General features: G+C 60.9%; 20 protein-coding genes and 1 pseudogene. 13 read left to right on the top strand and 8 right to left on the bottom strand.

The window, feature by feature from the left end:
* Positions 1 to 447: a GtrA family protein gene (locus YH3_RS26675; protein ID WP_007729301.1), complete on the bottom strand. Its 447-nt coding sequence runs from the start codon at positions 445 to 447 to the stop codon at positions 1 to 3.
* A complete protein-coding gene (locus YH3_RS26680; protein ID WP_064444658.1) occupies positions 444 to 2,642 on the bottom strand; it encodes a hypothetical protein in 2,199 nt (732 codons plus the stop codon). The genes YH3_RS26675 and YH3_RS26680 overlap by 4 nt, the downstream gene beginning before the upstream one ends.
* A gap of 172 nt (positions 2,643 to 2,814) precedes the next feature.
* On the opposite strand from YH3_RS26680, the gene YH3_RS26685 reads away from it, so the two are divergent.
* Both YH3_RS26685 and rffA read left to right on the top strand, forming a co-directional pair.
* Entirely contained in the window at positions 2,815 to 3,801 is a 987-nt protein-coding gene (locus tag YH3_RS26685) for a glycosyltransferase (protein ID WP_003942691.1), read from the top strand.
* Positions 3,791 to 4,933, top strand: coding sequence for a dTDP-4-amino-4,6-dideoxygalactose transaminase (gene rffA, locus YH3_RS26690; protein ID WP_003942806.1), 1,143 nt, complete (start codon positions 3,791 to 3,793; stop codon positions 4,931 to 4,933). The genes YH3_RS26685 and rffA overlap by 11 nt, the downstream gene beginning before the upstream one ends.
* A gap of 26 nt (positions 4,934 to 4,959) precedes the next feature.
* Here rffA and YH3_RS26695 read toward each other — a convergent pair whose 3' ends face one another.
* Positions 4,960 to 5,946: a serine hydrolase gene (locus YH3_RS26695; protein WP_007729299.1), complete on the bottom strand. Its 987-nt coding sequence runs from the start codon at positions 5,944 to 5,946 to the stop codon at positions 4,960 to 4,962.
* A 75-nt stretch (positions 5,947 to 6,021) separates the two neighbouring features.
* Here YH3_RS26695 and YH3_RS26700 point away from each other — a divergent pair, with 75 nt between their 5' ends.
* The 6 genes from YH3_RS26700 (at position 6,022) to YH3_RS26725 (ending at position 11,717) form a co-directional block, all read left to right on the top strand.
* Entirely contained in the window at positions 6,022 to 8,361 is a 2,340-nt protein-coding gene (locus YH3_RS26700) for a Tex family protein (protein ID WP_003942690.1), read from the top strand.
* Between the two features lie 104 nt (positions 8,362 to 8,465).
* Positions 8,466 to 9,353 carry a hypothetical protein gene (locus YH3_RS26705; RefSeq protein ID WP_003942742.1) on the top strand — a complete coding sequence of 296 codons (888 nt, stop codon included), beginning with the start codon at positions 8,466 to 8,468 and terminating at the stop codon, positions 9,351 to 9,353.
* Positions 9,354 to 9,442: 89 nt separating this feature from the next.
* Positions 9,443 to 9,784 carry a 50S ribosomal protein L19 gene (gene rplS / locus YH3_RS26710; RefSeq protein ID WP_003942791.1) on the top strand — a complete coding sequence of 114 codons (342 nt, stop codon included), beginning with the start codon at positions 9,443 to 9,445 and terminating at the stop codon, positions 9,782 to 9,784.
* A gap of 55 nt (positions 9,785 to 9,839) precedes the next feature.
* The gene (gene lepB, locus YH3_RS26715; protein WP_003942787.1) at positions 9,840 to 10,643 is read left to right on the top strand and encodes a signal peptidase I; all 804 of its coding nucleotides are present in this window, start codon (positions 9,840 to 9,842) and stop codon (positions 10,641 to 10,643) included.
* Positions 10,644 to 10,693: 50 nt separating this feature from the next.
* Positions 10,694 to 11,374 carry a ribonuclease HII gene (locus YH3_RS26720; RefSeq protein ID WP_024487346.1) on the top strand — a complete coding sequence of 227 codons (681 nt, stop codon included), beginning with the start codon at positions 10,694 to 10,696 and terminating at the stop codon, positions 11,372 to 11,374.
* Positions 11,375 to 11,411: 37 nt separating this feature from the next.
* Positions 11,412 to 11,717 (top strand): DUF2469 domain-containing protein, encoded by a 306-nt coding sequence (locus YH3_RS26725; RefSeq protein ID WP_003942715.1) that lies wholly within the window; start codon positions 11,412 to 11,414, stop codon positions 11,715 to 11,717.
* A gap of 84 nt (positions 11,718 to 11,801) precedes the next feature.
* Here YH3_RS26725 and YH3_RS26730 read toward each other — a convergent pair whose 3' ends face one another.
* From YH3_RS26730 to YH3_RS26740, 3 genes are all read right to left on the bottom strand, one after another.
* A complete protein-coding gene (locus YH3_RS26730) occupies positions 11,802 to 12,983 on the bottom strand; it encodes an RtcB family protein (protein WP_007734861.1) in 1,182 nt (393 codons plus the stop codon).
* Between the two features lie 97 nt (positions 12,984 to 13,080).
* Positions 13,081 to 13,299 (bottom strand): hypothetical protein, encoded by a 219-nt coding sequence (locus YH3_RS26735; protein WP_003942716.1) that lies wholly within the window; start codon positions 13,297 to 13,299, stop codon positions 13,081 to 13,083.
* 81 nt (positions 13,300 to 13,380) lie between these two features.
* The gene (locus YH3_RS26740) at positions 13,381 to 14,388 is read right to left on the bottom strand and encodes an iron-siderophore ABC transporter substrate-binding protein (RefSeq protein WP_030535438.1); all 1,008 of its coding nucleotides are present in this window, start codon (positions 14,386 to 14,388) and stop codon (positions 13,381 to 13,383) included.
* Positions 14,389 to 14,532: 144 nt separating this feature from the next.
* On the opposite strand from YH3_RS26740, the gene YH3_RS26745 reads away from it, so the two are divergent.
* On the top strand, positions 14,533 to 15,339 hold the full coding sequence (locus YH3_RS26745) for an AraC family transcriptional regulator (RefSeq protein WP_007734863.1): 807 nt from the start codon (positions 14,533 to 14,535) through the stop codon (positions 15,337 to 15,339).
* A gap of 114 nt (positions 15,340 to 15,453) precedes the next feature.
* Here YH3_RS26745 and YH3_RS26750 read toward each other — a convergent pair whose 3' ends face one another.
* Positions 15,454 to 16,188 (bottom strand): hypothetical protein, encoded by a 735-nt coding sequence (locus tag YH3_RS26750; protein ID WP_007734864.1) that lies wholly within the window; start codon positions 16,186 to 16,188, stop codon positions 15,454 to 15,456.
* A gap of 262 nt (positions 16,189 to 16,450) precedes the next feature.
* Here YH3_RS26750 and YH3_RS26755 point away from each other — a divergent pair, with 262 nt between their 5' ends.
* The 4 genes and pseudogenes from YH3_RS26755 (at position 16,451) to YH3_RS37405 (ending at position 19,179) form a co-directional block, all read left to right on the top strand.
* Complete coding sequence (locus tag YH3_RS26755) at positions 16,451 to 16,807, top strand: YraN family protein (RefSeq protein ID WP_039973464.1); 357 nt, start codon at positions 16,451 to 16,453, stop codon at positions 16,805 to 16,807.
* Positions 16,807 to 17,721, top strand: a pseudogene (locus YH3_RS26760) (YifB family Mg chelatase-like AAA ATPase); the annotation flags it as partial. The gene YH3_RS26755 and the pseudogene YH3_RS26760, both read left to right, overlap by 1 nt.
* Before the next feature lie 342 nt (positions 17,722 to 18,063).
* Complete coding sequence (locus YH3_RS26765) at positions 18,064 to 18,372, top strand: hypothetical protein (RefSeq protein WP_064444397.1); 309 nt, start codon at positions 18,064 to 18,066, stop codon at positions 18,370 to 18,372.
* Between the two features lie 465 nt (positions 18,373 to 18,837).
* Positions 18,838 to 19,179, top strand: a complete 342-nt coding sequence (locus YH3_RS37405; protein WP_178377385.1) for an HNH endonuclease — start codon at positions 18,838 to 18,840, stop codon at positions 19,177 to 19,179.
* 38 nt (positions 19,180 to 19,217) lie between these two features.
* On the opposite strand, the gene YH3_RS26770 is transcribed toward YH3_RS37405, so the two are convergent.
* On the bottom strand, positions 19,218 to 19,715 hold the full coding sequence (locus YH3_RS26770; RefSeq protein ID WP_082920676.1) for a DUF3846 domain-containing protein: 498 nt from the start codon (positions 19,713 to 19,715) through the stop codon (positions 19,218 to 19,220).
* Positions 19,716 to 19,760: the final 45 nt, after the last annotated feature.

Raw genomic sequence — 19,760 nt, forward strand, 5'->3', positions numbered from 1 at the left:
TCAGTGCCGTTCGGCAGGTTTGCGGCGGAACGAGAAGTATCGATGACCGAAGAAGCTCACACCGGCAACGATCAACATGACAACCGCCTGGGCGGGAAGCGGCGGGGCATGCAGAATCGACACCGCGATTGTTCCGAGTATCAGATTCAGCACCAGGCCACCGGAATTGACGACGATGAACGCTCCCAGGTCGCGTGCCACATGTCCGCGGACGCGGAAAACGAGAGTCCGATGCAGAACGAAAGCGATGAGGACGCTGATGGAGTACGCGCCGATCACAGCCACTTGATACAGATCCTTGTTGTCGAGGATCAGTGACCAGACCACGAAGAGCGCGTATCCGATCGCCGTATTAGCCACTCCGACAATGGCAAATGCGATGGGCTGATGCTTGACCACCCGAAGCAGTGGGCCGGGGTTCTCGGGTGATGCGATGTCTTCGGTCATGAAGACTCGGTTTTCACGGTGTTGATCCCGTCCTTGCGTCGGTTCCGCAGATACATCCACTCGAGCACGCCGAGTCCGAGGACTCCGGCGACCATCGAAGCGCCGCCGACCTTCCATCCCGGGGGACGCCACGTCAGGACAAGTTCCGCGTCTTTCGTACCGGCTGGAACGTCCACGGTGACAAAGGACTTCGCGACGACGTCGATCGGGACAGGCTGACCGTCGATGCTCGCCCGATATCCGGGCCAGCCGAGCCGTGCGAACACAACCTTGCCGCCGGTCTCCGAACTGACACGAAGGGTGCTCGACATGTTCGATTCCGCGATCGACGTAGCCTCGACGCCGTGGGCGTCGGCGATGCGTCCGTTGCGTGTCGAGACGGGGCCGTCGACGCGTTCGAGCACCGAGATGTAGTTCTCGTGTCCGGGGTAGTCGACCCATTTCCATCCGTCGGGAGCCGGGTTCTTGCGTGCATCGGGGTAGAGAGCGTTCTGAAGTACGACGCGGTCCACGTTCATCAGGTCGACGATGGTGCGGCCGGTGGTGGGTTCGACGGTGAATGCGCGTCGGAAGGCGTCGGGGCAGACACTCATGTCCCAGCGCATGCAGAGCAGATCACCGAAGTAGAAGTGCCCGTTGGGGGTGTAGCCGCTGGTGTAGGTCAGTTCGAGGTCTTTGGGGTAGTTGCCGAAAGCCAGGGAACCGTACGCTCCGTCGAGGGTCTTGTCCCCGGGGGCGATGAGCGCACGGTCGCCCAGTTGCAGTGTCGTGCCTTCGAAGTCGGGGAAGGCGTCTTTCATCTCCGAGCGGGATTCGGGCAGGTTCCAGCTCATCGGGGTTGGTTGCGCGGCCCGAACCTGGGCGTACGCGATGGGGGAGACCGCGACGATCGCTACGAGGCATGCGAAAGCAGTGCCCTTGGTACGGCCGAGCCAGACCATCGCGGCGCCGAGTGCGGCAACGAGCAGGGCCGAGATCACATGCCATTTCGCGAGCCCGGGAGCTGCCGAGGCTGACCGAATCAGAAGCAGGCCCACGAGGATTCCCGCTGCAACGCAGCGCCCGCGCAACTTGTCGGTCGTGGCGTAACGCCCGAGCAGGATGCACACCAGAAGCAGGAGTCCGATGGCCACCATCGGAAGTACGCGCGCGGGCCACCGCAGTGGGCCGATCGTGCTCGGCCCGGCAGTCCACATGAGGACGGCGACCGTGAAGATCCCGACGGCGGTCAATTCGCGTGCCGCGGCGCGTGCCTTGCCCCAGTCGATGAATGCCAGGGCGGGTATGAGGAACCAGGCGATGTAGACCATGGGCATGGTCTGGATGTATCCCCACCACGAGGTGAACGCGGGCATCGTGCTCGGCAGGCTCGCGTTCAGCGATTCCGACCACGGGACGGCGAGGAATGCATCGTTCTTGACTTCGGATGCACCGCGCCAGGTGACGTCCGCGGTGAGCAGGCTCGGCAGATACGTCGCGAGACCGGCCAGAGCGGCACACGCGGACACCGCCAGAAGCCGCAGTGACGGCAGCCAACGCCGCTGATAGACAACTTCGCCGATTGCGACCGCGCCGATCATCAAGCCGGATTCGACTGCGGGGAAAACATATTGGACCGACATCGCGAGATACAAGAACACGAAGGTCGGGATCGGACCGCTCTTACCTCGGGCGTAGCGGATTGCCGACGCCCACGCCTGAACCATCCAGGCAGTGCCGGTGAAGGCAGTCATCCAACTGGCCGAGTCGAAGAACAGCAGGAAACCGGTGAACGGAATCGAGACGCCGGCGACGGCAGCCCACGTGGGCTTCGAGCCGTACTCGAGGCAGATCCGATAGACGCCGAGTGCAAGGATGATCGCGAAGATCAACTTCACGATCGTCGCGTACAACGCCAGGTTGTCGAAGGACGGTGCGATCAGGTCGATCAGGAGTTGCGGTGGATTGAGAAGGCCTGCTTCCTCGATCGCGTAGTTGCCCGCCATCCAGTTCTCGGGGACGAGCACCGGGAGGTGTCCTTCTCGCAGACTGCGGCCGAGCATGACCCACAGCGGCGCGTATTGGGACTCGGTGTCGTCGGTGTAGAAGTGACGAGCATTCGCGAGCACCACGGCCAGATAACCGGCGATGACACCGATCGCCGTGACGGCGCCCCACTTGTACACGTCTGCCCGGGCGAGAGTGCGAGTTTCCACCACGAGTTCCAGACCTTAACAGGGCAGGTGGGGCGTACGGAGACGCGAGCGCGTCACGCGCCGCCGGCATCCGAAGTCAAGACATCTCTGCGTGTTAAAGTTCGCGACGGTGTGGGCCCGATCGTGCCTGTCTCTCGGCGCCAGTCGAGCCCCCTGAAGGGAGTGGAAGCGAGTGCACTCGATTTCCGTCGTAGTGCCCGTTTATCAGGGCGAAAAGACGATCACGGCGCTCGTCGAGGAGTTGGACGGCCTGGGCACACCGAGTGCGACGCCCGGTGGTGCGCAGTTCTCCGTCGACGAGATCGTGCTGGTTCACGACAACGGCCCGGACCGCTCCGACGTCGTGTTACTCGAATTGGAGCGCCGTTTCGAGCAGGTGCGTGTCGTGTGGCTCAGCCGCAACTACGGCCAGGACGCGGCGACCATCGCTGGCATGGCCGCTGCAACTGGACAGTGGATCGTGACGATGGACGAGGACGGCCAGCACGACCCGGTGCACATCGGGGCTTTCCTCGACACCGCGCTGACGGAGCGATCCGATCTCGTGTATTCCAAACCCACGAACACACGCCCGCACGGATTCTTGCGGAACCTGACCTCGCGCGGCGCAAAGATCGTCTTGGCGACGGTATTCGCGTTCCCTGATTCGACGAGATTCGAAAGTTACCGCCTGATCCGCGGTGACATCGGCCGACAGTTGGCCGGCGTCGCGGCCAACGGCGTGTATCTGGACGTTGCGCTGACGTGGGTTGTCGGTAACACGGCCACGGCGCCGGTGACACTTCGAGCCGAAGGCCGCGAAGAATCCGGGTACAACTACCGCCGTTTGTTCTCGTTGTTCTGGAAGATGGTGTTGTGTAGCGGAACACGCGGTCTGCGGCTGGTCAGCCTGCTCGGAGTCACCCTGGCGTCGGCCGGCGTGATCATGGCCGCGGTGATCTTCATCGGGGCCATGACCGGCGACAACAATGATCCCGAAGGATGGGCGTCGATCATCATGGCGCTGCTGGTCTGTTCGGGTGCGATTCTGTTCTCGCTCGGGCTCATTGCCGAATATCTCGGTGTGGCACTGCACGTCCTTGTCGGAAAGCCGCTGTATCTGACTGTCGACTCCCCGCGGCCCGGAACCTCGATCGATCGGCGTAGTCGTGAGCACTGATCGCATCATCTTCTCCCGCCCCTATCGGGCATCGAACGAATTGTCGAATCTGGCAACGGTTCTGGAGTCCGACCACATTCACGGTGACGGACGTTTCACCAAGTCCGCGACTGCAGCGCTCAAGGCGATCACCGGATCCACGCATGCTCTGCTGACCACCTCGTGCACGCATGCACTCGAATTGGGTGCGCTGCTACTCGAATTGGGCCCGGGCGACGAGGTAATAGTTCCGAGCTTCGCGTTCAGTTCGGCGGCAACCGCCGTCGCGTTGCGCGGGGCCACTGTTGTTTTCGTCGACATCGATCCGAGTACCGGCAACATCGACCCGGCGTGCGTCGCGGCGGCGATCACCGAACGCACCAAAGCTGTACTGGTCATGCATTACGGCGGAGTCGCCGCGGACATGGAACCTCTCCTCGACCTCGCGGAACTCCACGGCGTTGCGTTGATCGAAGACAACGCTCACGGACTCGGCGGAAAGTGGCGCGGGCGCTCGCTCGGCACCATCGGAACTATCGGAACGCAGAGTTTTCACGACACCAAGAACGTTCACTGCGGTGAGGGCGGCGCGCTGTTGCTCTCCGACGATCAGTTGATGACTCGCGCCGAAATCATCCGTGAGAAGGGGACCGACCGTGCGCGTTTCCTGCGCGGGCAGGTCGACAAGTATTCGTGGCAGGACATCGGGTCGAGTTATCTGCCCAGTGAACTCAATGCCGCCGTCCTCGACGCACAACTCTCCGAGTTCGACGCGATTCAGGCGGCCAGGCATCGCGTCTGGGACGCCTACAGCGTGAGTCTGGGCGAGTGGGCGGCCGCGAACGGTGTCGTGCCCATGGCGGTGCCCGATGATCGCGAGCACACTGCGCACCTGTTCTATCTCAAGATGCCGACCGAAGAGAGCCGTGACGGCTTGATTCGGCACCTTGCCGGTGACGGAATCGTGGCGCCGTTCCACTACGTTCCGCTCGATACGAGTGCGGCCGGTGTGCGCTACGGACGAACACCGCAGCCGTGCGTGCGTAGTGCCGAGTTCTCCGCGTCGATCCTTCGACTGCCGCTGTGGCCCATGCTCACGTTCGAACAACAGGACCGTGTCATCGGTTCGGTGCTCGAGTACAAGCAGGCTTGAGGACGAACACGACCGCGTGGATCGAATCAGGGCCCGGAAGCTTCGGGCATCGCCGAATCCGCGGTCGTGGATGCCGCTGCCCAGTCGTCGATGCTTCCGCTCGGGAAGAGAATCTGCGTGACGCCGGTGACCGTGTCGCGTGCGTGCAGTGCACTTTCGTCGTCGACGGCATCGGTGAACGAGGTGTCGGGATAGAAGCTGTCCTCATCCGTGTACTGGACGTCTTCTCGCGAACCGATCGCGATGATGTATCGGTTGTCGTCACCGACGATGCCGGTGGACAGATGGATCCACTTGTCCTCGACACAGCACATCCAGCCCTGTTTGACTCCTATGACGGGCTCGCCGAACAAGGCCTCGGGCAGGCCGAATCTCTGGTCGTAACCGTCGGTTCCTTCGGGAGTGGATTGCCGCAGGTACTCGACGAACTGCTCGACCCGTTCAGGTCCGAGTTGATCGGAGTCGTCGAGGACACCGCTGTAGAAGGTGACCAGGTCACGTGTCGTGGTCTCGGTGTTCCACCACATTCCGTCCCAGGGCGGCGTCGTCGCGGTCAGTGCGTAACGCTCGGCGACGCGGGTGATCACCTCTTGGCCGCCGACCTCGTCCCACAGGAGGTTGGCTGCGGTGTCGTCGGAGGATTCGAGCATCGCCGCCATGAGGGTGCGATCGTCGTCCGTGATGGGTCGCTCACCGCGCGCATCCTGATGAAGTAGATCCTCGGCGATGAAAAGTTTTGCCACCGAGGCTGTTTCGATCTGCTGGTCACCGGCGACGTCGAGGTACTTGTCCGAGGAGCGGTCGAGGATGGCGATGGAGACGTCCGCACCACGCCCGAGCGCAGCCACCTGAGCCTGTCCCAGACGGCCGTCGAGGGTCTCGGCTACCGGAACATTGGTGTCGGGAAAGGCGGGGGTCTGCATCGGATCATCCGGGTTCTGTCCACCGCTGCACGAAGCCGCAAAAGTAACTGCGGCCACCATTGCGGCAATCCGGACGTACCGCGTACTCATTTGTTTCCCCCGGTAGCCCTGACACGGCACTGTTGCCGATCTTCTTGTCTCAGGATAGCGGTAGGGTCGGATCTCGTGATTCTCAAGACCGTGAACCAGCGCATTGCCGAGGAACTCGACGTCCGCGAAGGCCAGGTTGCAGCAGCAGTCGACCTTCTCGACGGCGGAGCCACGGTGCCCTTCATCGCCCGGTACCGCAAGGAAGTCACCGGCACGCTCGACGACGCCCAGCTGCGACTCCTGGACGAGCGGCTGCGGTATCTCCGCGAGCTCGACGACCGTCGTGACGCCGTGCTCACGGAGATCGACTCTCAGGGCAAACTCGACGATCAACTGCGCGGTCAGATCATGCTGGCCGAGACGAAAGCGCGGCTGGAGGACATCTACCTCCCCTTCAAGCCGAAGCGGCGCACCAAGGCGCAGATCGCCCGCGAGGCCGGCCACGAGCCCGTCGCCGATGCTCTCATCGGAGATCCCACCACCGATCCCGCGCAGTATTCGGACGAGCAGCTCGACGGTGCCCGGTCGATCCTCGTCGAGCGCTTCGCCGAGGACGCCGATCTGGTCGGTGAATTGCGTGAGCTGATGTGGAATCGCGGCCAGGTCGTCTCCTCGGTCCGCAAGGGCAAGGAAACCGATGGCTCGAAGTTTGCTGACTACTTCGAGTTCTCGGAACCGTTCTCCAAATTGCCCTCGCACCGCATCCTCGCCGTCCTGCGCGGCGAGAAGGAAGAAGTGCTGTCGCTCAACATGGCGGCAGACACCGAAGAACTCGCGCCGGGGGAGCGCACGGTCTACGAAGGCCGCATCGCGTCGCGGTTCGAGATCGCCGACCGTGGTCGGGCCGCCGACGGGTGGCTTCTCGACACCGTCAAGTGGGCGTGGAAGACGAAGTTCGCCGTCACGCTCGGTATCGACACTCGGATGCGTCTGCGGCAGTCGGCCGAAAAGGACGCCGTCGACGTCTTCGCCACCAACCTCAAGGATCTACTCCTCGCAGCTCCCGCCGGCGCCCGACCCACCATGGGACTCGACCCCGGATTCCGCACCGGAACGAAGGTTGCCGTCGTCGACGGAACCGGCAAAGTTGTTGCCTACGAGACGATTTACCCGCACCAGCCGCAGAACAAGTGGGACGCGGCTCTCGCGACGCTTGCCGGACTGGTCGCCGAACACGGCGTCGAACTGATCGCCATCGGCAACGGCACGGCCTCACGCGAGACCGACACGCTCGCTACCGAACTGATCAAGAAGACCGGCGCGCCCAACCTGACCAAGATCGTCGTCTCCGAGGCAGGCGCATCGGTGTACTCGGCTTCGGCCTACGCGTCGCAGGAACTTCCCGACCTCGACGTCTCGATTCGCGGTGCGGTGTCCATTGCGCGTCGCTTGCAGGATCCGTTGGCGGAGTTGGTCAAGATCGATCCCAAGTCCATCGGCGTCGGTCAGTACCAGCACGACATCACCGAATCGCTGCTCTCGCGTTCCCTCGACGCCGTCGTCGAGGATGCCGTCAACTCGGTCGGCGTCGACGTCAACACCGCGTCCGTGCCGCTGCTTGCTCGGGTGTCCGGAATTGCAGGATCCCTTGCAGAGAGCATCGTCGCGCATCGGGACCAGAACGGTCCGTTCAAATCCCGCAAGGGTCTCAAGGATGTCTCCCGACTGGGACCCAAGGCATTCGAGCAGTGCGCAGGCTTCCTGCGGATCACCGACGGCGACGACCCTCTCGACGCGTCGAGCGTCCACCCGGAGGCATATCCGGTGGTTCGCAAGATCGTCGCGAGTGCAGGCGGGGACGTGCGCACCGTGATCGGAAACTCGCAGGCACTTCGATCGGTCAAGGCGTCCGACTACGTCGACGAGCGATTTGGTCTACCGACCGTCACCGACATCATCTCCGAGTTGGAGAAGCCGGGACGAGATCCACGACCCGAATTCAAGACCGCGACTTTTGCCGCAGGTATCGAGAAGGTCGCGCATCTCAAGCCCGGCATGACCCTCGAAGGCGTGGTCACCAACGTCGCAGCCTTCGGTGCCTTCGTCGACATCGGAGTTCATCAGGACGGTCTGGTTCACGTCTCGGCGATGTCGCACAACTTCGTCAAGGACCCACGCGAGGTCGTCAAGTCAGGTGACGTCGTCAAGGTGAAGGTCCTCGAAGTGGACGAGGCACGCCAACGCATCGGGCTGACGCTTCGTCTCGACGACGAGGTGGGAGCGCCCCGCAAGTCCGAAGGCCAGCGAGGTGGGCAACCTCAGCGGCAGGGCCAGCCGCAGGGCCAGCGTCAGGGGCAGGGTCAGCAACGAGGAAATGGCGGACGCCAGGGCGGACGCGAGCAGCGACCGGACAACCGCGCGCCTGCTGCCGGGTCGATGGCCGACGCTCTGCGCAAGGCGGGCTTCGGCAAGTAAATCCGTCCGCCGGGTTTTCGAAGTCCGTATCGTCACAATCGAGTCGGTTGGCGGTATGAATCCGATCAGGGTCGGATCATGAATTCGGTGAAGGGAGGACAGTGATGCGGGAGTGGCTCGAGCGCGAGATCATCGCCCATGGCCGATTGCCGTTGCTGTTCTTCCTGCTCGGGTTCCTGTCCGCCTTCCTTTTCATCCGCCTCAGCGTCCGGATGATTCGCGCGCAAGTGAAATGGTGGCCGGGCAACATCGCGCCCGGAGGCCAGCATGTGCATCACGTCGTGTTCGGTGTGATCGCCATGATGATCTCCGGTGGTGCGTTGATTGCGGTCTACGTCGATGGTTCGCAGACCACCGGTGCCGTCCTGGCGGCGATCTTCGGTATGGGTGCGGCGTTGGTGCTCGACGAGTTCGCACTGATCTTCTATCTGAAGGATGTGTACTGGTCCGAACAAGGTCGGACCTCGGTGGATGCGGTCTTCGTCGCGATCGCCGTGACCGGTCTGGTGCTGCTGGGTTTCCGCCCGCTCGAACTTCTCGACGTCGCCGGATTCCGTGAAGAACGCGATCCGTGGATCAAATTGGTCTTCGTTTTCGTCGCGTTGATCAACTTCGCCTTGGCAGCCATCGTGATTCTCAAAGGGAAGATCTGGACGGGGCTCGTCGGCCTGTTCGTTTTCCCGTTGCTGGTAATCGGAGCGGTCCGCCTGAGCCGGCCGGGTGCACCGTGGGCTCGCTGGCGGTACACGCGCAAGCCGAAACGGATGAACCGCGCGCTCGAACGCGAACGGAAATGGCGTCGGCCCGTCATCCGGGCCAAGATCTACGTCCAGGATCTGATAGCCGGATCGCCGAGCGTCGAACATGCGATGACCGCGGCCGAGCAGGAACTGGACCACACCATCCACGCAGCTCCGCCGCCACCGATTTCCCCGCTGGTATCCGCGTCTGGCACAATGGACGGGTTGCCTGGACCAGGCAGCAGCACTTGATCTGGGCACGAACCAGACGAGCGCCGTTTCGGGAGACCGAAACGCGTGCCGCTCGGTTCCTCTGCTCCTGCGAAATACAAGGATGACATATGAACACCCTGGACTTCCTGGACAAAAAGTCGCTCCGCGACGACATCCCCGAGTTCCGTCCCGGCGACACGCTCAACGTGAACGTCAAGGTTATCGAAGGCTCCAAGGAGCGCGTGCAGGTCTTCAAGGGCGTCGTTATTCGTCGCCAGGGCGGCGGCGTTCGCGAGACCTTCACCGTCCGTAAGGTCTCCTTCGGCGTCGGCGTCGAGCGCACCTTCCCGGTTCACAGCCCCACGCTGGCCTCCATCGAGGTTCTGACCCGCGGTGACGTCCGTCGCGCCAAGCTGTACTACCTCCGTGAGCTTCGTGGCAAGAAGGCGAAGATCAAGGAAAAGCGCTGATCTTTCCGATGAGCCCGGCACCGCGTACGCGCGGTGTCGGGCTAATCTGGTTTCTGTGGCAGATTCTTCGAAGGAGCAGGCATTGTCGTCCGGACCCGAGAATCACGAGGGATCAAGCGGTTCCGCGGAACCGACCTCACATCGGCCGCAGAAGAAACAGCGATCGTTTCTGCGAGAACTCCCTGTTCTGATCGGCGTAGCGCTGGTACTCAGCATCGTCCTTCAGGCATTTGTCTTCAGAGTTTTTCTCATCCCATCCGAGTCGATGGAACCGACACTGCACGGCTGTGCGGGATGTACCGGTGACCGCATCGTGGTGGAGAAGATCGGATACCGCTTCGGCGATCCGGAACCCGGCGACGTCGTCGTCTTCAAGGGACCCGATTCGTGGAACACGAAATATGTGTCCAATCGGTCCGACAACGTTGTCGTCCGCGGTATTCAAGAGGTCGGTTCGTGGGTCGGCCTCGTTCCGCCGGACGAGAACGACTTGGTCAAGCGAGTGATCGCTACCGGCGGCCAGACCGTCGAATGCTGTGACGATCAGGGCCGAGTCCTGGTCGATGGCAAGCCGCTCGACGAGCCGTACATCAAGATGGATTTCCCGTTCACTCCGGGAACGCAAACGTGTGACACCGAATTGAAGTCGGGCCGCTGCTTCGGACCGATCACCGTTCCCGAGGGCCACGTGTGGGTCATGGGTGACAACCGCAGCAATTCCGCCGACTCGCGCTACCACGTCGACGACGAGTTCCAGGGAACCGTCCCGATCGACAACATCATCGGTCAAGCTCGTTTCATCGTTCTTCCCCCGTCGCGAATGGGCGGCATCGATGCGCCTGATATTCAGGGCAACTGAGTTGTCGGACCGCACACATGGATTCGCGTAGTTCCGAGTAGGCAGAGACAGTGAGTAGTTGGCCCCCTCGCGTTGTCATTCGCAGATCGGCAGGTCTGCGGACGATGGAGTCTGCGTTGGCGCGAACCGGACTCGGTCCGGTGGCCGGCGTCGACGAGGCCGGGCGCGGAGCGTGCGCTGGTCCACTTGTCATTGCAGCGTGTGTCCTGGCGCCGAAACCGCAAGCAGCCCTCGCGCGGCTCGACGATTCGAAGAAGCTGACCGAACGTGCGCGCGAGGAGCTTTTCCCGGCGATCAAGCGCTTGGCGTTGGCGTGGAGTGTCATCTCTGTTCCCGCTGCGGAAGTCGATCAGATCGGCATCCACGTCGCCAACATCGAGGGGATGCGACGAGCAGTTGCGGGCCTCGACCTCGAACCGGGCTACGTTCTCACCGACGGATTCCGGGTTCCGGGTCTGACGGCTCCGTCGCTACCGGTCATCGGCGGTGACGGCGCCGCTGCATGCATCGCCGCGGCGAGCGTTCTCGCGAAGGTGACCCGAGATCGTGTGATGACCGAGATGGACGACACTCATCCGGGATACGGCTTCGCGATTCACAAGGGATACAGCACGCCACTGCACATGGACGCACTCGACGAGCTGGGGCCGTGCCCTGAGCACCGCATGACCTATGCCAACGTGGTGGCTGCGGGAGTCCGGTTGGAACAACGCGCGGGCCGTACGGGATGATGGACGTTCAGACGAACTGGGAGGACTGGCTAAACCGATGAGTGCCGAGGATCTCGAGAAGTACGAAACCGAGATGGAGCTGTCGCTCTACCGTGAATACCGGGACATCGTCGGACAGTTCTCCTACGTCGTGGAGACCGAACGACGTTTCTACCTGGCCAACACGGTCGAGTTGCTGCCCCACAATTCAGACGGGGAGATCTACTTCGAGCTGCGGATGTCCGACGCCTGGGTGTGGGACATGTACCGCCCGGCGCGATTCGTGAAATACGTACGCGTCGTGACCTTCAAGGACGTCAACATCGAAGAGCTGGACAAGCCGGATCTGCGCCTTCCTGACTGATCTGCGCTTGCCGGACTGATCTCGACAACGAAGTGCCCCGCCGATATCGGCGGGGCACTTCGTATTTCGCGGAGTTGTGCGGGGTCAGTTGCCCTTGACGTTCACAATCTGACGCAGCGTGTGTCGAATCTCGACCAAGTCCTTCGCGTCGTCCATCACGACGTCGATGTCCTTGTACGCACCCGGGATCTCGTCGAGGAACGCCGCGGAACGCTTGTATTCGATGCCGACCATTGCCTTGTCGAGATCTTCGATGGTGAAGGTCTTGCGTGCCTGGTTACGTCCGTACACCCGACCCGCGCCGTGGGGGCTGGACTTGAACGACGGTACGTTTCCCTTCCCGACGACGACGTAACTCGCCGTCCCCATCGAACCGGGGATGAGCCCGGGCGTGCCCTCGTCTGCCTTGATCGCACCCTTACGGCTCAGCCACACACCCCTGCCCATGTGGAACTCCTTCTGGGTGAAGTTGTGGTGGCAGTTGATCCGCTCGACTTCGTCGATGATCGCGGGTTTGCCGTCTCCCATGAAGTGCGCGAAGTCCTTCACGACGCGGTCCATCATCTCTTCGCGGTTGAGCAGAGCGAAGTGCTGAGCCCAGTTGAGATCGGTGATGTACGAGTCGAATTCGGGCGTCTTCTCGACCAGGTAGGCAAGATCCGGATCGGGAAGGTTGATGTACCACCGCTCGCACAAGTCCTTGGCGATCTTGATGTGATGCTGCGCGAGCTTGTTTCCGATACCGCGGCTTCCCGAGTGCAGGAACAGCCAGACGCCGTCGCTCTCGTCGAGCGTCACCTCGATGAAGTGGTTACCAGAGCCCAGCGTTCCGAGCTGAAACCTCCAGTCGTTCTTGAACTTGTCGTAGAAGGACAGGCGATCGCCCGCCATCGCCTCGAGTTCTGCGATGCGGATTTTCGCCGTGTCGCTCAGCGTCTTGTTGTAGACACCTGCCGAGAGCGGGACGGAGCGTTCGATGCTGTGGCGAAGTACGGTCAGGTCGCGGCCTTGAAGGTCGCGTGCGCTGAACTGGGTTTTGACCGCGATCATTCCGCAGCCGATATCGACTCCGACGGCGGCGGGCATGATTGCGCCTTCCGTCGGAATGACCGAACCCACCGTCGCTCCCGCACCGAGGTGCGCATCCGGCATAAGCGCCAGATGTGGACGGACAAAAGGCATCTGGGACGTACGCAGCGCTTGCTCGCGAGTGTTCTCGTCGAGTATCGATGCCCAGTTCCACAACCTCTTGGTGATCTTCTCCATCAGATTTCTCCCACATAGTTCACAGCCGAACCCATCGGTCCGGTGTGTCGTGCAGGAATGACCATGCGCTCGGTCAGTGGTTGTGTGCAACCCCTTTTCAGGTTCGCAGGCCGTCTGCGAGTTCGTAGATTCGTCCGACGTACTTCTCCTGGAAGGCTTTTCGGGCAGCATCTGCCTGTTGCCGTGCGCCCATCTGGGAGTAGAGGTACTCGAGATGAACCAAACTCTCGCCGATGTCGACGCGTCGCTGGTCGAGAACCGTCAGCTCGTCGACCAGTCGAGCCAGATCTAACGCGGTGTCCGGTACCTCGTCCATGGTGATCCTCGATGTCCGTGAGTGCTTCCTGACCCCGAGGCTAACACTCTTCGAACATATTTTCGATACCCGCCCTGTAGTTTACTTCGACAACGTGGCTGTCAGTTGGTCGATGGCATACGGAATGCTCAGGACGGTATTGCCGGACATCGCCGCGCCGACGGGTGGATCTGCGGTGTACCGCACGACCATCGCATTTCCGCTCTTCACGGCGGGTAGTCGCTGGTAGAGCGTGTTGCCGGCGAGGGCCTTCTCTCCCTCCGGGTCGGCCATCACGATCAAACGATCAACGGGTTCGAGGATGTCGTATCGCTCGTTCGGCATCCAGTCGCCGAACTGGTCGCCGACGAATGCGTCGACGGTCGCGGGGAGGGTGAACCCGAGTGACGAGAGGAAAATGCCGCGTGGGTCGTGCGACGAGAACACGTAGCCCTCGGGAGTGTCGAGGTTGACGATCGTTGCGGTTTGCCCGGCAAACTCCGGGTGTGCAGCGCGGGCGGCGGCAAACGCGTTTTCGGTATCCGTGATCAGTTGCTGAGCTTGTGGTCCTTTGCCGAGGGCGCGCCCGGCGGTGAGCGTCATGTCGGTCCACGGCGTTGTGTACGCGTCGTAGTCCTTGCTCTGCGCGACAGTCGGCGCAATCGAGGTCAGCTTCTTGTAGGTTTCCGTGTCGATGTCGGCGTACAGCGCGAGGATCAGATCTGGTGCGAGGGAGGCGATTTGCTCGAAGTTGAAGTCTCCGCCGCTGTTGATGTAGGTCGGAGTTTTCCCCTTCCAGTAATTCTTCGTCCACGGCCAGCTTTCATCCATGCCGGACCCCCACCATTCGGCCATGCCTACGGGTTCGACTCCCAAGGCGAGCAGTGGTTCGTGATCGGTGTATCCGAGTGTCACTACCCGCTGCGGTTCGGCATCGATTGTCGTCGAACCCTGTGCGTGCTCGATCGTCACGGGGAATGCGTCGTTGCTCTGGGTCGCTGATGCGGTGTCGACGCCTTGCGAGGTTCCACAGGCGGTCGAGAACCCGATGATCGCGGCCGTCGTGAATAAGGCGGCGAGGATTCGGGTGCTATGTGAGGGCACGTGCATGCTCCTTCGAAGTGGTGGGCGAAGTGATCTGAGGTCCGCGTGAAGTGCTGAGCTGGTCGCGTCAGCAATAAAGTGAGGCTAACCTTTGCAGGATCGTCGGTCCATCCTTCAGGATGGACTCGGATACGCCCAGAAAGACGCAAAATGTCCACTATCGAGTACTCGACTCGCCCAAAGTCCTTGCTAGCGCTGCCCGATAGTCGCGGACGGACATTCAAAGATTTTCAGGTCTACACCAACGTCGTCGAGGGCGTGACCGCGTACGGGGCTCACCGCCACCCGGAGCATCAGATCGCCTGGATGAGTGAAGGGACGATGCAGATTGCTGCCGGGGGCAACGTGTGGCACCTGCACAGCGAGCACTTGGTCTGGTTGCCGGGCACCGTTCTCCACGACATGACGCTTCTGTCGGCGGGATGCATGATCGCGGCCTATGCGCGTCCGGATCTACGCCCTGGCGGGCCCAGGTGGACTCAGCCACTGGTTCTCGAAGTCGATGCTCTGTCCGCTCAATTGCTGCGCCATCTCGCAGATCGGACCATCGACGATGCTCGGCGGTTGATGAGTCAGGAGTTGCTCTACGACATTCTTGCTGCCGCGCCCGAACGGCACGACGTCCTCGCGGTTCCTCGCAATGCTGCGGCGAGTTCGGTTTCTGCCCGCATCCTTGCCGATCCGGCAGACTCGCGAACATTAGGGGAGTGGGCGGGTGAACTCGGGGTCAGTTCCAAGACTTTGATGCGTGCCTTTGTCGCCGATACCGGGATTACCTTCGGACAGTGGAGGACTCGCGCCCGAATGTATGCGTCGCTCGAGATGCTCGCGCGGGGTGAGGGTGTCAACGACGTTGCCCCGCAGGTGGGTTACCGAACCAGTAGCGGGTTCATCGCCGCATTTCGGGAAACCTTCGGTACGACGCCGGCCCGGTACGGCGGAAAGCTGACGCGGTGATTTGCTGATGATTTCTTGAACTCGGTTGACGGCAAAGCTTTGTTCGGCAACGTAGAAATGGGCCGAGCTACCAGCATGTGCTGGTGGCTCGGCCCATTTCTAATTCGAACTGAGTCAGCTCATGTTGCCGAGCACATTGCCCAGGACACCGCTGATGACATTGGTCATCGACCCCTGCGGATCGGTGAGGGAACCGAATACCTGGCCCGATCCGGAGTTGAGTGAGCCGAAGCCCATGTCCTCGAGGCTTCCGGCGCCCGCCTCGACGGGGTTCGGCTGCCGGATGGTGACGCACACGCCCATCGGATTGATGTTCCAGTCGCCCGCCGCCAGCACAATGTTGGTGCCGGCGCCGCTGTCGAGCTGAGAGCCGACAACTGCGTTATCGGGAACCTTGTAGGTGGTCTCCAATGCGATGATGCCGCCACCAGCAGTGGTCCATCCGCCGCCCTTTGCCACCACGGAGTTGTTGCCGACGACGACGGTCTTGGTGACGTCGTCCCACTTCTGGTCGCCGATAAGCCATTTGACGTTCAGGCGAGCCTTGACCAGCTGGAATCCTGCCGGGTGGAAATCGCGGATCTGATTGACGAGTGCTCCCGAACCGGAAACCTTTGTCAGGTAGGTGACCGTCTGTCCCGGGGCGACCTTGCCGTCGCCGACAACCTCCTTGCTGACGGTGTACGGCGTCCCGAGGGAACCGGCCCAACTGTCGGTGACCGACTGGTTGAGCGCGCATGCCGGTGCTGCTTGCGCCACCGAGGCTCCAAGTCCAACAGTGACGCCGGCGGCGATGAGAACGAGGGATGTAGTGGTTGCTACTGCGTGGCGAAGTGAGCGGCGGGCCATGTAGAACTCCATTCAGCGGGGTGCGTGACGGTTTGAGCAAAACTGTAACTAGTTCTACTGGACTTTCGTCCAAGATGTGGCTGATTTCAGAAAATTGTCAGGTTTCGGGTCGCCGTTGGTGTGTCGCGCTGCCGAATTCCACAGGTTCCGAGTTGTGAACAGGTTGTTTTCGGATGGCTTGGTTTTGTGGTGGTGGGTTGAGGGTGGTGGTTGGGACGCGTTTCGTATGGGCGGGCGCGGGGTGTGAGTGGTGGGGGCTGCGATGGCGAGGAATATGGCGTTGGGGGCTCGGGGCGAGGATGTGGCTGTCGAGTTCCTGATTGATGCGGGTTTGGAGATTGTCGAACGCAATTGGCGTTGTCGGTACGGCGAGTTGGATGTTGTTGCGACGTCCGGTGATCGAATTGTGTTCGTGGAGGTGAAGACTCGCTCGGGTGCCGGGTACGGGAGTCCGGCGGAGTCGGTGACGTTCGCGAAGCAGCGTCGGATTCGGGTGTTGGCGATGCACTGGCTCACTGATTCGGGCCGGTCGTGGTCGAGGGTCCGTTTCGATGTGGTGGCGGTGTTGATCGGCCGGGACGGCGTGCCTTCGGTCGAGCATTTTGTGGATGCGTTCTGATGGCGTTGGGGCGGGCGCATTCTGTTGCGGTCAGTGGTGTGGACGGGCAGATAGTGGAGATCGAGGCGGATATCGGGCGCGGGTTGCCTGCGGTGCATTTGGTGGGGCTGCCTGATACGGCGTTGCACGAGTCGCGTGATCGGATTCGAGCGGCGGTGACCAATTCTGGTGAGGAGTGGCCGGACAGCAAGGTGATTTTGGCGTTGTCGCCGGCGACGTTGCCGAAGGTGGGCAGTGTTTACGATTTGGCTTTGTCGTTGTCAGTTCTCGATGCGGCGAAGAAGTTGCCGCGGAAGTTGTTGCGGGAGACTGTGTTTTTGGGGGAGTTGGCGCTCGACGGTCGTTTGCGGACGGTGCGTGGTGTGTTGCCTGCGGTGCTTGCGGCGAAGCGGGCGGGGTGGGGGACTGTGGTGGTTCCGGCTCGGGCGTTGGCTGAGGCGGGCTTGGTGAAGGGGATCGAGGTGCTGGGCGCTGACGATCTGTCCGCGGTGATCGGGTGGTTGCGTGGGGAGTTGGCGCTTGCTGTTCCTGATGTTTTCGAGCGTGCTGGTGTGGTGGCGGTGCGGGATTTGAGTGAGGTTGTCGGGCAGACGGATGCTCGGTGGGCGATCGAGGTTGCTGCGGCGGGTGCGCATCATTTGATGTTGACGGGTCCGCCGGGGATCGGGAAAACGATGTTGGCGCAGAGGCTTCCGGGGATTCTTCCGCCGTTGACGGAGGGGGAGTCGTTGGAGGTGACGGCGATTCATTCGGTGGCGGGGGTGTTGCCGGAGGATCGGCCGTTGATCGATATGCCGCCTTTCATTGCGCCGCATCACAGTTCGTCGGTCAGTTCGCTGGTGGGTGGTGGTAGTGGGATGGCTCGTCCTGGTGCGGTCAGCCGCGCCCATCGCGGCGTGCTGTTTCTCGACGAGTCTGTCAATAGCGAAACACCCCACACTCACGGATCGTCCATAATGCCACAAAACCCCACGTGAGAGGGGTTACTGGGGCGATTGCGGGGTGTGTCGCTTGTTAGCGAGAAGCGAGCGCTAGGCGCGCAATAGCTGCGACTGTCGGTTGATGGATCACGCGCAGGGGAACCCCACTAGCCTGTGTGGATTTCGCAAGATAGGTAGCGAGATCAAATCCGTCTTTCATGTACCTCTATTGTCTCACATTTCCCTATTTACTTAAAGATTCAACTATGTCTAACTAGAAGTATCGCAATGGCAAAAGTCGTTGTGTCGCATCTAGTTTGAAAGTTGGTGAGAGCAATGGGTTTCAGAAGCGTTCGCGTATCTGACCTTACGGGTATCGAGCTCGATGATGACCAGGTGGTCAACGTCGTCGTTCGACATCCCGAGCACGAAGAGGCTCGTCAATTCGACGCCTCGCAGGAAGAGCTGAAGGCGCTCAAGACAGTGGGAAACCTCGTGAGTCTCGAACTTCGGTTTGCAAATGGGACTTCGCAGGACGTATTCGCCACTGCTGTCGAATTCGCAAAACTGGTCCCTGCGGAGAAGTTGACGACATTTGACCAGCTTCGTGGTCGGCGTAAGGGGTATCGCCCGAACGTGGACTGACTCCCTGTTTCATCTACACAACTAAATACGCTCCTCGTTTCACCTTGAGATTCGTCTCGGTGAAGCGAGGAGCTTTCAATTTCTGACATCCCTGCCATAATGGAAAGATAACAATAAAACCCCGAAGTAGTAGTTCGGGGCCGTGTCTTCATTATAGAGCGTGGCCTCCATTTCGGGAAGGAGGTTTCTATGCCAGTTGCAACTAAATGTAGGGTTTGTGGTCACGAGAAGATGCTTCCGCCGAGTCATGCGGCCAGCCGACAGACGTGCTCTCGGAAGTGTAAGGGGCTGCTTCAGACTGCCACAATCCTCGCTGGTCGACCGAAAGTGAAGCAGCCCGATGACCATAGGATTATCGTTCTAGCTGGTGGGCAACATGCCATGGTATCTATCGAAGACTTCGAGGCGGCTTCGAGGATTGCATGGAGTTCGACTCCAGATGGGTATGTGAGGAATAGAGATAGCATGTTTCTTCATCAGCTAGTGCTACAAAGGATGGTAGGGGACTATCATCCGCTTCTTCCGGACCATGAAAACCGAAACCCTCTTGATAATCGACGCGAGAACCTTAGGGCGGTAACAAAAGCAAATAATGCAACCAACAAATCTATTTATAGAAATTCAAAGTCTGGACTCAAAGGGGTGCGGGAGCTCCCGAATGGTAAATGGCAGGCTTATATAACCTGCTCTGGCACCCTTATTCGTTGTGGAAACTACGGATCAGCGCATGAGGCGGCCTATGTACGCGATCAATTTGCGATGCAGCTGCACCGTGAATTTGCTGTACTAAATTACGTTTACGAATGAGAAAAGCCCGTCGATATCGACGGGCTGATCCCACGATCTTAAGCGGCGACGATGCGCACCTCTTTGACGAGTTGCCACCGTGAAGCCAGCTCCAGAACGCTGTGCGAAGCATCCCAGTAGTTGTCGAAAACCAAGTTGTTTCCGCTCCATGAGTCTTCGTCGTTCAGTGTGGTGACTTCCGCTCGGTATTTCGCAGTGCTGAGCATCAGATCTACAAGCTCCTGTGGCACTGAGGTGGTCTCTCCGTCTTCATCGGACAAACCGGTGATGAACGCATTGCCTGCGACGAAGTCCTGGAAACGCCAACGACTATCGCTAGACCACAACTCCATCGTGGCACGCTGGTTCTTCGGGAGGTGCTCAATCTTGCCGCTCTCGTTGAACCACAGAGTTGCCTTCGGCTGTTCAAGATCGACGGCCTGGACGAGACCTCCTACGAGTCCCTGCATGGCTGATAAATCGCCTTCGAAAAACTCCAACGTATCCACCTCTACTGAGATGTCCGCTGGGATTACAAGTGCCTGGATCTTCTTCATGAACTGCTCCGATCGTGGGGTGCTTCCGCAGTCGGCTGACTACGG

The organism is Rhodococcus sp. YH3-3 (assembly GCF_001653035.1).
GTDB lineage: Bacteria > Actinomycetota > Actinomycetes > Mycobacteriales > Mycobacteriaceae > Rhodococcus_F > Rhodococcus_F qingshengii.

Coding starts and splice junctions, on each gene's coding strand:
- YH3_RS26675 (WP_007729301.1), bottom strand. CDS start 447: ATGACCGAAGACATCGCATCACCCGAGAACCCCGGCCCACTGCTTCGG.
- YH3_RS26695 (WP_007729299.1), bottom strand. CDS start 5,946: ATGAGTACGCGGTACGTCCGGATTGCCGCAATGGTGGCCGCAGTTACT.
- YH3_RS26705 (WP_003942742.1), top strand. CDS start 8,466: ATGCGGGAGTGGCTCGAGCGCGAGATCATCGCCCATGGCCGATTGCCG.
- rplS (WP_003942791.1), top strand. CDS start 9,443: ATGAACACCCTGGACTTCCTGGACAAAAAGTCGCTCCGCGACGACATC.
- YH3_RS26725 (WP_003942715.1), top strand. CDS start 11,412: ATGAGTGCCGAGGATCTCGAGAAGTACGAAACCGAGATGGAGCTGTCG.
- YH3_RS26730 (WP_007734861.1), bottom strand. CDS start 12,983: ATGGAGAAGATCACCAAGAGGTTGTGGAACTGGGCATCGATACTCGAC.
- YH3_RS26735 (WP_003942716.1), bottom strand. CDS start 13,299: ATGGACGAGGTACCGGACACCGCGTTAGATCTGGCTCGACTGGTCGAC.
- YH3_RS26740 (WP_030535438.1), bottom strand. CDS start 14,388: ATGCACGTGCCCTCACATAGCACCCGAATCCTCGCCGCCTTATTCACG.
- YH3_RS26745 (WP_007734863.1), top strand. CDS start 14,533: ATGTCCACTATCGAGTACTCGACTCGCCCAAAGTCCTTGCTAGCGCTG.
- YH3_RS26750 (WP_007734864.1), bottom strand. CDS start 16,188: ATGGCCCGCCGCTCACTTCGCCACGCAGTAGCAACCACTACATCCCTC.
- YH3_RS26755 (WP_039973464.1), top strand. CDS start 16,451: ATGGCGAGGAATATGGCGTTGGGGGCTCGGGGCGAGGATGTGGCTGTC.
- YH3_RS26765 (WP_064444397.1), top strand. CDS start 18,064: ATGGGTTTCAGAAGCGTTCGCGTATCTGACCTTACGGGTATCGAGCTC.
- YH3_RS37405 (WP_178377385.1), top strand. CDS start 18,838: ATGTTTCTTCATCAGCTAGTGCTACAAAGGATGGTAGGGGACTATCAT.
- YH3_RS26770 (WP_082920676.1), bottom strand. CDS start 19,715: ATGAAGAAGATCCAGGCACTTGTAATCCCAGCGGACATCTCAGTAGAG.